Raw genomic sequence first — 11,666 nt, 5'->3', positions numbered from 1 at the left:
TTTTCCGGCAGTGGAAAGCCTGAACCTTTGAAGCACAATTTATCAGGTAAATGGAGCCGGCGCATTAACCTTGAACACCGGATTATTTATGAATTAATTGATGACACCATTGTTGTCTATTCCCTAAGAGGTCATTATTAACACAAAATGTGGATGGACTTTTTTCTTCAACACTACTCCTTCACCACCTTCTCCAGCCAGCTTCGTTCTCCGCTTGTGATCCTGATAAAATATATCCCGTTTGCATAACCTGAAAGGTCAACCTGGCCGGGCAGTTCAATCGCTGTGTCTTTTATTTTGAGGCCTGTGGCATTGAACACCTGTAAGTTAAAAGTCCCGGTCAATCCTCCGATGGTGAACAGCCCTTTAGTGGGGTTGGGATGCAGTGTGATGTCTGCTAAATCGGCTTCTGATAGGTTGGTTGCCCCCGTTTTCAATCCGGTAATCATGGATTGTCCTGATTCAGCGAAATGGCTGCTATGCGGAAAACCATTGTTGAAGGTGACTTCCACAGGGATGGTTTCTTTGGTGGTGGCGTTGAAAGCCCTGAACTCCATCGCTTCACCTTCTGAAAGTCCAGCCGGTGTAGTCAGGTCTGCGCCATTGACAACCAGCAGGAGATTGCCTTTTCCCTGCTCAACCTTTGTTTGGCCTGAACAGTTCCCGTCAGGATCAAATGCACCAAGGTAGTCGCCGGTTTGAAGCTGCGACAAAGCACTTTCGGTGATTGAAACAAAGTGGTTTGTTCCGGTTTTGCTGACGATCCAGGGAGCATTTTCATAATCCGGCGGCTGGGCTTTTGTGTAGCCTGCCAATGATGATTTGGCGCAGGTGTATGTGATTTCACCCGGCGCAATCATGTTGATTAAGTAGCCTTTTCCCGGTTCAAGGTATTCCAGCGTATAGATTTGTCCCATCGGCCAGTAGATGAGTTGAGCATGGATGTCGAATGCAATCAGCAAATCATTGCCAAGTGGGGTGAGGATATTGCTTACCGGCACCGGCTGGTCGCAAAGCACCGGCAGATAACTCGCTCCCTGCGCAAGTTCAACGGTTTTGTCCAATGGCTGTTCGCCCGCAATCTGCAGGCAGCCCGCACTGTTCATCTTGATCTTGTAGCCCTGGTAAACATCCCAGTTGCCCAGTGTATTTACATTCTGTGAAGGCCAGTAAATGCCCTGCTTCCCCAATACAATCACTACCTGGTTGTTTGCCGTAAGCGGCGCAAACACATCGGGCATTGAAGGGCTGTAAGGCTGGTTGTAACTCGAAATGATGCTCCACCCCTGTGGGATGCAAACGGTGTGTTCTTCGCCCGATGGGGTTGTAAATTCGGCAGGAGCGCTCCATTCACCGGGGGTTTCGCTACACACTGTCCTCACGTAACACTGGTAAGCGTAGGCTGGCAGCAGGTCGTTCAACAGGTAACTGTTTTCGCTGATTCCCTGCACCAGCGTTCCTTCGGTGAGCGGGTCGAAACCGGCAAAGCCATACAGCAGGTCGTAGGTTACTCCGGTTCCCGTTGAAGACCACCCAACTATTGCAGTTGTTTCGGTTATCTGTTGCACCGTCAGTTCCTGCGGTGGCTGGCAGGTGATGGTGAAAATGTCGTTGCTCCTATCTTCACCCACATTGCCGAACGCATCAGTAGCGGTGATCCTGATTTTGGCCTGTCCCACCGCCTCAATTGGTAAATTAAAACCTTCATTACCTGTGTTGGCAATTAGTGCTGCGAGGGTGTAGCTTACCGTTCCGGCCTCTGTGAGCAGAAACACCGACACCGGCGCTTCCGCCAGCGTTTCATCGGCTGCCAACCAGCCCACCTCAAGCGGTGTGGCATGACCAGCACTCTCGCCGCCATTGGGAACCAGCACCTCCACCACCGGCGTTTTGGTATCGAAGGTCATGGCCGCCGACTCCGCGATCAGCACTTCACCGGTTTTGGTGTTGAAGATAAAGCGGTCAGAATCTTTGGTAAGGGTTTCCTGGGAGTGCAGTTGAAATGAAAGCAAAGCGATCAGGATGGTGGTGATGTTGATTTTTATATTCGGCTTCATGTTTTTAGATTTGATTTTTAGCAAGCATTAAATGGAAAATAAAAGTTAGCTTAATCTTTCAAACAACGTATACTACTCCCCATTTCCTTATAAAGATCATCACTGCTGACTTTTGTAGAGCCGTAATTCAAAATGTAGCCCCAAGTGTTTGTTGCAGAACTCTCCGTATAGGACCACCAAATGCCGGTAGTACCTAAACCACCGAAAGCCCCATAATTCAAACGATTACCAGCAGGAAGCCCTGAAAACCCAAATTCATCAAAGCCATGAGTTGTAGAATTTGAAGACCATAGCGGATGTTTAGAGGTATTACAAACTCCACCTAAAGGTGAATATCCTTGGCGGCATGATTTCAGTGCGTTGCCGGCACCATTTGGGTCATTAGGCTGGTTTGGATATCCTTCACCAACAATATAATCAATTAATATTATCCACTCTGTGTCTGCAGGCAAATGCCATCCGAGAGGGCAAGCTGTTATTGAAGCCGGCCAGTTGTATAGGACACCATAATTCTGATAATAAGAATTAGTTTTAGCTGTATTTACATCTGATCCCTGGTAACCTACAACATAATAATAGGGATTAGTTGCACTTCCCTCTGATGGAGGGCTAACCTCTGGTAAATAAGCAAGATTTTCAGCCATCCAGCATTGATCTCCTATTTGAACTGTATTGTAGGCATTCCCATCACGTTCATCAACTAAAACAGGCTGACTTTGACAAGGATTAACAGAAGAAGTTTTGAAAATTACATTTTCACCGTATGCTGTTCCTATACAATTGGTTGCATAAGCTTTTACGTGATAAGTGATGTTTGGTGTTCCTATAATCACACTTGTAAACTCTCCTGATCCTTCACCATCTGTAGTAAATCCTTCATTTACTTCCAAAGTCGGGTTTGGGGTTGTACTCCAGACTACACCACGGGCAGTAACGGGTGCACCGCCATCTTCTGTAACATTACCGCCAGCATTTGCAGTAGTAGAGGTGATGCCATTAATAACTGTGGTGGTAACGATCGGCAATACTGCACCGGTAATCATATTTTTGAGGCAGCGTACACTCATTCCTGTGGACTTTTCATAATCGGAGTATTTGTTCATCGCGCCCCAAAAGCTTATAATGACCGAGTTCCATGCTATCGTGGAATTATACTCCGTAGCTGACCACCAGTGGCCATACATGCCAAGATTGCCATAAATCCCCATATGTCGTATCCCGCCAGGTAACGCAGAAAAGCCAAATTCATCAAATCCGTGATTTGTGGCGTCTGAGTTCCATCTGGGGTGTTCCATCGTGTTACAATCACCACTCAGTGGTGAGTTTACCTGACGGCAGGACTTTAGGGCATTTCCATGAAGGTTAATCCCTTGTGACCCCAAATAATCAACCAATTGTGTCCATTGAGCATAGGTCGGCAAATGCCAGCCTTCGGGGCAAGCTGTTAGTGAAGCAGGCCAATTAAAAAGGACACCATAATTCTGATAATTTTCTGTAGCTTTTGCTGTATTAGTATTTGTTCCTTGATATCCATAAACATAATAATATGGGTCATTATTACTGTACTGTGATGATTGGCTAACACTCGGTAGATAAGCAAGATTTTCAGCCATCCAACACTGATCACCAATTTGCACACTGGAATACTCATTTCCATCACGGGTATCAATTAAAACATCGCCGCATTGCCATTCAGGTTGAGGAAGTGTTGTAAAACTCCATACATCTCCCTCTGTAGTATTCCCCTGATCATCATGTGCAACAATTTTCCAGTAGTAAGGCGTGCTGTATTGCAGCGTTACAGTTGTATATGTTTGGGTGGAAATTCCTGCAACTGCAAGAGGAGGATTATCATCAGTTCCAAAGTAAACATCGTAAGTGAGCGGGTCGCCTTCCGGATCAGAGCAAGACCAAGTTAGAGTTATATTGATTGGCTGATTTATAGAACCTGTTTCAGGTGAAGGGTTGGATGGTGGTAAAGGGGGCTGGTTTAAAATTGATCCAACACTCTTTATGCAGCGCACACTGTAACCATATCCTTTATTTCCTCCACCAATATGTAAATATGCATCATTGTATCCTAAACCTCTTTCCCAACTTCCAGTTGCATTATCCTCTGATGACCACCATAGACCATTGTAGCCAATGTTGTAAAATTCGCCATAAATTGATCGCAGTCCTCCCGGAAGACCTGAAAAACTAGTTGCATCATTATCGTTAAGGTTATTTCCCACAGCACAAGTACCTGATGAACCATACCAGTCAGAGGATGCAGCAAGAGCTTTTGCAATATAAGAAGGTTCGCTGTTACACAAATATTCAGGTTGACTACTCAAATAAATTGCTAAAGCTGTCCACTCTACTTCTGTGGGTAAGTACCATCCATCAGGGCAGGCAGTATGCGATGCAGGCCAGTTGTACAAAACACCAAAGTTATAATAATTGGCAGAAACTTTTGCGGCACTTACATCTGTGCCTTCATAATCATAAACATAGTAATGAGGAATTGTTTCACTTCCCTGAGATGATGGACTAACTGCCGGCAACCAGGCTAAATTCTCGCTCATCCAGCACTGATTCCCGATTTGAACGGTCGCATAGCTATTCCCGTCACGCTGGTCAATAAATGGATCACCACATTTAAGTAATATTTTCTCTGTTGCAATCACCCTCACCCTTGTCTGTGTGCTAAAGGTTTCGGGGTGGGAGGCTTTTCCTGCCCAGATGATGTGTTTACCTGTGCCGGGCAAAACATCAGTCAGTACGCCGGTAAGGAAGGTTTCGGAGAGCGGCTCGTAATTAACGCCATCATCAAAGCTCGCTTCAAACTGGAGGTTGTAGGATGCGCCTGTACCATTCAAGTCGAAATGGATGTCAACCAGCCCGCTGCCATCGGTGCGCTGGGCAACCTGGAGGTTTTCAATGGCGCCCGTCTGGGCAAACGCGCCTGCCAGCCAAAAGCAGGCCATGACAAGGAGTAGAAAGGATTTTTTCATTGTGGGAAACGGTTTATGGATTTAACATTCATTTTTTCGGAGGCTGTTATTTTGAGGATGAGCAAATTTCAGTATAAATTCCATACGAGATCAGAATTAAAATGTTAAAATTGAAATTTATAGATATTCCAAATAGTGCTCAGGTGAAAACGCTATCTGCCGAAAATAAAATTTGGAGAACTTTCTTGCTGTAACTATTTGTCGTTGGCGCTGATTGTTGACTGCTAATGTTTGATGAAATCCTGATACTCCTCTTCGAAAGTTACCTTTTTATGATGCTTTGGCTGGTTTAAAATGTACTTACAGATTGTATCTACCTCCGATTTTGAAATTGAAAATGCGGAAGCCGACTGTTGCCAGGTGAAGATGCCATGAGACAATTTGTTATCGTTGATAAATTTTTCGGAGCTATCGGCCACAATGGTCGCAAGTTTTTCTTCCGAAAGATTTGGTGCACGAGAAACCAGGAAATGAATGTGTTCGGGATTGGCATAGATGGCGTAAAGCTTTGAAGAATTATTGTTCACAATACCCGTGATGTATTTCTCGATTCTGATCCGGTTTGTCTCTGAAATCAGGGGTAATCGGTGTAACGTGGTGAACACAAAGTGCGTGTAGAGATTATTGTATTCGATTTTCATTGTAATTTTTTGGGCAAATATCTAAAAAATAAGGTAATAAGGTTTGATTGCTCGTTGGTGGCTCATCTCTACTAAGGTTGAAGATGGAAAATAAGGTTGTCATTATTTGAAGGTCATTTTTCGGAGAAGGGAAACCTTATCCTGAACTCAAACCTTAGTAGAAAATGTATTCCATTGATATTCATAACCTTATTACCTTATTTCCGGATTTATCTGATGTTTTTGGAGCAAATAAGGTAATAAGGTCGGATTGTTTGGATGTTGGTTACTTCTACTAAGGTTAAAAGTTGGAAATAAGGTTGTCATTATTTGAAGGTCATTTTTCGGAGAGGGAAAACCTTATCCTGAAGCAAAACCTTAGTAGAAAACGCATCCAATTGATTTTCATAACCTTATTACCTTATTGAGGTTGTTTATTATTACCGATTGTTCATTTTCATTCCAAATCATCGAAAATAAGGCAATAAGGTCAGATAGCTCGTTGGTGGCTGATTGCTACTCAGGTTTGAAGATGGAAATAAGGTTTTCATTATTTGAAAGGTCATTTTTCGGAGAGGGAAAACCTTATCCTGAAGCAATACCTTAGTAGAGAACATATTCCATTAATTGACCTTACCTTATTACCTTTTTCATTGAATTGCAATTGGTGTAATCGTTAATCATACAGAATTGAAGCCAGCCCGATGCCCTCCCCGGCTTTGTCGTTTATGCATTTCAAATGCGTAATCTGGGATCAATGAAATTTTCATTACTTTAGCCAAAAAATTTCATCATCATGAATCTGATCAGCGACCTTGGTAAGTACATCCTGTTGATGAGAGATGTTTTTTCGAAACCAGACCGGGTGAGGATGTTTTTCCGGCAGATTTTGTCTGAATTTCAAACACTCGGGGTTGACTCCCTGGGTATTGTGATTATCATCTCCATTTTCGTTGGCGCCGTAGTTGCGCTGCAAACTGCCTACAACATCGACAGTCCGCTGATACCGCTTACCATGGTCGGATTTACTACCCGTCAGTCCATCATCCTCGAATTTTCTCCTACGATGATCAGCCTTGTGCTGGCCGGAAAAGTTGGTTCGCGTATTGCTTCAGAGATAGGAACCATGCGCGTGACCGAGCAGATTGATGCCCTTGAGATTATGGGAGTAAATCCCGCCAATTTCCTGATTCAACCCAAAGTATTTGCCGGCGTGCTGATTAACCCGATCCTGATCATTTTCAGTATCTGCTTTGCACTCTTTGGCGGTTGGCTTGCCTGTATCCTTTCAGGAATTGTTACTTCCAACGATTATATCCTCGGCTTGCAGAGTTGGTTTGATCCTTACACCATCACCTATGCCCTGATAAAAACTGCTGTTTTTGCCTTTTTAATCACTACCGTTTCGGGATTCCAGGGTTACGAAACCCGCGGCGGCGCCCTCGAAGTAGGAACTGCCAGCACGAAAGCGGTAGTCTACAGCAGCATCTTAATTATCATTTTCAACCTGATCCTCACCCAACTCTTACTGTAATGATCGAAGCAAGAAATATCAACAAGTTCTTTGGCAGCAACCATGTGCTGAAAGATGTGTCGGTGCAGTTTTCGCAGGGCAAAACCAACCTGATCATTGGTCAGAGTGGATCGGGAAAAACAGTGTTGATGAAGTGCCTGGTCGGGCTTCATGAGATCGACAGCGGGCAGATTTTGTACAATGAGCGTCTCTTTTCAACACTCAGTTTCCGGAAGAAAAAATCCATCAGGCAGGAAATTGGCATGTTGTTCCAGGGAGGAGCCTTGTTTGATTATATGAATGTTGAGGAAAATGTGGGTTTTCCGTTAAAGATGTTCAGCGAAATGACCCCTCAACAGCGCCTGGAGCGGGTGAATTTTTGTTTGAAACGCGTAAACCTGGAGCATGCCAACACACTGATGCCTTCAGAGTTGAGTGGCGGGATGATGAAACGTGTGGCCATCGCAAGGGCCATTTCATTAAACCCGAAATATCTCTTTTGCGACGAACCCAACTCCGGACTCGACCCGCAGACCGCCAACCTGATCGACAATCTGATCAGCGAAATCACCAAAGAGTTCAACATAACTACCGTGATCAACACACACGATATGAATTCAGTAGTGGAAATTGGCGATAATATCGTATTTATCAACGACGGTCAACTCTGGTGGGAAGGGGATAACAAAGAGATACTCACATCGGATAACCCGGAACTGAATAAATTTGTGTTTGCTTCAAAATTAACCCGAAAACTCAAATCAACATGAATTACCTGGATATCATCATCGGGGTGATCCTGATTGTTTATGCCATTGCCGGATTCAGCAAAGGTTTTATCAAGTCTTTTACTTCGCTGGCAGGGTTGATTCTTGGGATTTACCTTGGAATAAAACTTTCGGATTATCTTGCTATAATTCTTGCCAGCCACTTTGATATGGCACGCGAATACCTGTTTATCATGGCCTTTATTATCATTTTTATTGTAGTGGTAATCATACTTGCGATCATCGGGAAAGTTCTCGATAATATTATTACTCAGGTTGAACTTGGGTTTTTAAACAAAATTACGGGGTTGCTTTTCGGCATCATAAAAGGGGTGCTGATCCTAAGCCTGATAATTGCCACATACAATTACATTGATCCCAAAGCAAAATACCTGAACAAAGAAACCCGGGAAAACTCAATGCTTTACGAGCGAATTGGGAGTATCGCCCCCATGATTCTTTTTAACGTCCTTAACTTCGATTTTAACGATCCGTCGTGGGAGGATAAAAAAAACAGCATTGACGATGTTGTATAAAGACACTGAATGATTGTCAATTTATTGATAATGCTGGCTTCAAGTTAAACCTCCCTATCATCCAGTGCTTCCTGGAGCTTTTTCAATTCTGCCACTTTTTCCACATCACCTTTATTTTCATGGGCATAGATCAAATTATTGAGTACCCGCCGGATGATGGTCAGGTTATCGCAGGGGAGGAAATACTTATCATCAACCTCTAAATTTATCTGCCGAAGGAACAGTTCTATTTCGCGTTGGGTGAATACAGCACCGCCGTTGAAAGCATTGATGTAGAACTGGATGACACTTTTTTTCACGGTTTCTCCGGGGTTGAGCATCCTGTCGATGTAGGCCATGACGAAATTTTGTGGCAGGTTTACCCCATAAACAGGAATTTTCAGACTTTGAGCCACAACCATATAAATGATGCTCAATGATAAGGCGTTGCCTTTTTTGGTCTCCAGCAAAAGGTTGAGATAGGAATTGGAAGGAGCATACAAATCCGATTTGTTGGCGCTGAACCCGTGTATATCAAACAGAATGTGGTTAATCACCCTGATTTTCTCAAGCGGAGTGAGGTTATTGTTTAACTCAAGCCATACATCCTGAACGATCTGCCCAATTTTATCAAGAATTTCTTTCTCTTTCAGTTCCGGATACTGGTATCTGGCCACCTGGATAAAACCGGTCAGAAGATCAGGCTCAGGAGAATTCTTCCATTTTTTGAGGTTCTGATAAACGCTGTCAAATTGAATATCATGGATGATTCCCTCAATCCGCTGCTGAACATCATTGTTCTCGTAAGTCGAATCCCAGGCATTCTCGAGCATTGGGATCGCTGCAATGCCATAAGTGAAAAGCCTTTCACGGATCCTGCTGAAGATCTCAGGATCGGGCTCGTCGAGCAGGCTGATCAAGGCATGAAGTTCGCCGCTTTTCAAATTCTCTTCCATCGGTTTGCCTCAAAATTAGTTGTTTTTGCAAAATAAGAACAAAATTGTCAGATAAAAGTTTGTGTAAAAAAGAAGAATGGTAAACGGTTGAGTGTGTCAGCAGTAAGAGATTGCGAGCTACTTTCCTGTCCAGAAACACCGAAATTATAGCGGGGCAGGATGCTTACATCACCATTGAAACCCCTGATGCTGCGACACTTTGTTTTGTGACGTAATTTATTCATAGTCAGTGCTATTGTAATACCTAAATCCAATAGTAGTAGACATAAAAAATCACTGCTGTCCGACAAAATTTTTTTGCTTGACTCAAATTCATTGGAAATATTGCGTCCCCCGAAGGACCGGGGCAGGCTCTGCGAGACTTCTTCAATTCTATCCATATTTTGCCTCGCTGGGGTAGTCCCGTTAGGAACAAAATATGGGTAGAGAAGATGTTACGAAAAAGGTGCAAGTCCTGTAAGGACGATATTAGAAAGTTGTCGGTCAGCAGTGATTAAGTTGTGCTTTTCATTGGAATCGCCTCTTTTGCAAAACGAATGTAGCATGTCGTTGATTTTCTTCGTCAAATGAGCTTTCTAAGAAAAACATCTTCCATTTTATCTTTCAAAATGCTGATAAGCTCTGTCTGCATATAGTCGTAGTCGTCTGGAATGTACAAACAAACAATTCTCTTGTTTTTGTAAATGTCGGGGAAATGTTTTCTAATATGATTTCTATGGTGCTTTTCCATCACGATAACGCTCTCAGCCCAATTTAATAATTCTTCCGTTAGCACTGTACTTGCTGATTTTTCAGTTCCTGCTGATTTTACTTCAAAACGCGGGTCTGTTTCATAAATTTTGTGAGCAGTCGCACTTCTCATCCTGTTTACCGTGCAAACAAAGAGTAATTTAAGTTTTTGACTGTCTGACATATTTTTCGATTTCTTCAGAATTAAACATAGAAAAAAAATAATCCTGCAAAGTCATTTAATTCGGAAAACATATTTCATTCGCAATCTCACTTCTGGCACATCTTGTTACACACCTGATAATTGGTTCCAATTATTCTTGTTAGTTCGCGTCGTTCAGACATGCCTACCAACTTTCAATTTTAAGTTCTATTTCAAAACTAAATTTCGATCACCTCATCATCCACCAGGTTATGCAGAGTGACCATAATAATGTGCACATGCTCTACTGCGTTTACTGGAAAGTTGATTTAGTGGCATTTGTAAGGCTTAATTTAAACCTATCTGTGTGGATCATTTATTTTGATTGGGTCTTGTCTTGTGTCAAAAACATCCGTTATCAGGATTCCTTCTTTTATGGCTTTGTAAATTATTTTGTAATGACCAGAAACCAGGTATCTATGACCCTCTCCGAGCTTTGAAAGGTTTTTTTCGATTTGACCCAACTCTGGATAATTGTTCAACTTTTTTGTGGAGATGAAAATATTTGTCTTTATCTTTTTGGCTACATCTTCATTTGCCACATCTTTGTAATACTGATATATACTTCTAAGTGATTTGGATGCAAAGTCTGACCAGATTATTTTCATCAGATTACCATGTTTCTGATTCGCTTTCCAGTTGTGTTTGTTTGATAACCTTTCCGGAATTATAATCCGCATTAGATTTTTTTGCCCTTGTAATTAACTCTTCTGCAGTAAATGGCTTAAAAGACCTATCTTCCTCTGCTTTGGATTGATATATTGCTGCTTCAATTTTGTTAAATAGCTGATCGTTTTTAAGCCCGATCAGGTATTCAATTATGTTGAGTTTCCTGGTTTGTAAATCCATGATATTGAATTATTTTGCGCAAAGATAACAATTGTTTTTTAATCAAATAAACATTAACATTGGGTACTTTTCCACGGCTAAATATCGATCACTTCGTCATCCACCACATTTGGCAAGGTAACTTTCAATAAAGGTTCTTTTTCCATAGCCCGCTTTATGGCGAAGATGGCGCCGTCGTTTCTGGCCCAGCTGCGGCGGGCAATGCCGTTGTTCACGTCCCAGTGGAGCATCATTTTCAGCCGTCGGTCGGCATCAGGTGAGCCGTCGAGCAACATGCCGAACCCGCCGTTGATCACCTCGCCCCAGCCAACGCCGCCGCCGTTGTGCAGCGAAACCCAGGTGGCGCCACGGAAGGAATCGCCGATCACGTTCTGCACGGCCATATCAGCAGTGAATTGCGAGCCGTCGTAAATGTTGGAGGTTTCTCTGAAAGGAGAATCAGTGCCTGAAACATCATGGTGG

13 protein-coding genes are annotated in these 11,666 nt (G+C 43.0%); 4 read left to right on the top strand and 9 right to left on the bottom strand.

Going from position 1 to position 11,666, the window contains the following annotated elements:
• On the top strand, positions 1-141 hold a 141-nt coding region (locus tag IH598_16025), incomplete at its 5' end, for a Txe/YoeB family addiction module toxin (protein MBE0640026.1).
• A gap of 32 nt (positions 142-173) precedes the next feature.
• Here the strand turns inward: IH598_16025 and IH598_16020 are convergent.
• From IH598_16020 to IH598_16010, 3 genes are all read right to left on the bottom strand, one after another.
• Positions 174-2,057 carry a T9SS type A sorting domain-containing protein gene (locus tag IH598_16020; GenBank protein MBE0640025.1) on the bottom strand — a complete coding sequence of 628 codons (1,884 nt, stop codon included), beginning with the start codon at positions 2,055-2,057 and terminating at the stop codon, positions 174-176.
• A gap of 50 nt (positions 2,058-2,107) precedes the next feature.
• Positions 2,108-5,053 carry a hypothetical protein gene (locus IH598_16015; GenBank protein ID MBE0640024.1) on the bottom strand — a complete coding sequence of 982 codons (2,946 nt, stop codon included), beginning with the start codon at positions 5,051-5,053 and terminating at the stop codon, positions 2,108-2,110.
• Positions 5,054-5,277: 224 nt separating this feature from the next.
• Positions 5,278-5,694 carry a transposase gene (locus IH598_16010; protein MBE0640023.1) on the bottom strand — a complete coding sequence of 139 codons (417 nt, stop codon included), beginning with the start codon at positions 5,692-5,694 and terminating at the stop codon, positions 5,278-5,280.
• A gap of 775 nt (positions 5,695-6,469) precedes the next feature.
• On the opposite strand from IH598_16010, the gene IH598_16005 reads away from it, so the two are divergent.
• Genes IH598_16005 through IH598_15995 form a run of 3 tightly spaced genes read left to right on the top strand, consistent with a single transcriptional unit; the run spans position 6,470 to position 8,489 of the window.
• Complete coding sequence (locus IH598_16005; GenBank protein MBE0640022.1) at positions 6,470-7,207, top strand: ABC transporter permease; 738 nt, start codon at positions 6,470-6,472, stop codon at positions 7,205-7,207.
• Entirely contained in the window at positions 7,207-7,956 is a 750-nt protein-coding gene (locus IH598_16000) for an ATP-binding cassette domain-containing protein (GenBank protein ID MBE0640021.1), read from the top strand. Before IH598_16005 ends, IH598_16000 begins: the two co-directional genes overlap by 1 nt.
• The gene (locus IH598_15995) at positions 7,953-8,489 is read left to right on the top strand and encodes a CvpA family protein (GenBank protein MBE0640020.1); all 537 of its coding nucleotides are present in this window, start codon (positions 7,953-7,955) and stop codon (positions 8,487-8,489) included. The genes IH598_16000 and IH598_15995 overlap by 4 nt, the downstream gene beginning before the upstream one ends.
• Positions 8,490-8,533: 44 nt before the next feature.
• Here the strand turns inward: IH598_15995 and IH598_15990 are convergent, their stop codons facing one another.
• The 6 genes from IH598_15990 to IH598_15965 form a co-directional block, all read right to left on the bottom strand.
• Complete coding sequence (locus IH598_15990) at positions 8,534-9,424, bottom strand: hypothetical protein (protein ID MBE0640019.1); 891 nt, start codon at positions 9,422-9,424, stop codon at positions 8,534-8,536.
• A gap of 47 nt (positions 9,425-9,471) precedes the next feature.
• Entirely contained in the window at positions 9,472-9,648 is a 177-nt protein-coding gene (locus tag IH598_15985; protein MBE0640018.1) for a hypothetical protein, read from the bottom strand.
• Positions 9,649-9,986: 338 nt separating this feature from the next.
• On the bottom strand, positions 9,987-10,337 hold the full coding sequence (locus IH598_15980) for a protein tyrosine phosphatase (protein MBE0640017.1): 351 nt from the start codon (positions 10,335-10,337) through the stop codon (positions 9,987-9,989).
• Between the two features lie 317 nt (positions 10,338-10,654).
• Positions 10,655-10,963, bottom strand: a complete 309-nt coding sequence (locus IH598_15975) for a type II toxin-antitoxin system RelE/ParE family toxin (GenBank protein MBE0640016.1) — start codon at positions 10,961-10,963, stop codon at positions 10,655-10,657.
• A gap of 4 nt (positions 10,964-10,967) precedes the next feature.
• The gene (locus IH598_15970; GenBank protein MBE0640015.1) at positions 10,968-11,204 is read right to left on the bottom strand and encodes a hypothetical protein; all 237 of its coding nucleotides are present in this window, start codon (positions 11,202-11,204) and stop codon (positions 10,968-10,970) included.
• 77 nt (positions 11,205-11,281) lie between these two features.
• Positions 11,282-11,666 (bottom strand): urocanate hydratase (locus tag IH598_15965; GenBank protein MBE0640014.1); only part of this gene is annotated, 385 nt, incomplete at its 5' end.

It is taken from the genome of Bacteroidales bacterium, from assembly GCA_014860585.1.
Taxonomy (GTDB): Bacteria; Bacteroidota; Bacteroidia; order Bacteroidales; family 4484-276; genus RZYY01.
This window is presented reverse-complemented; position numbering and strand designations above follow the sequence as displayed.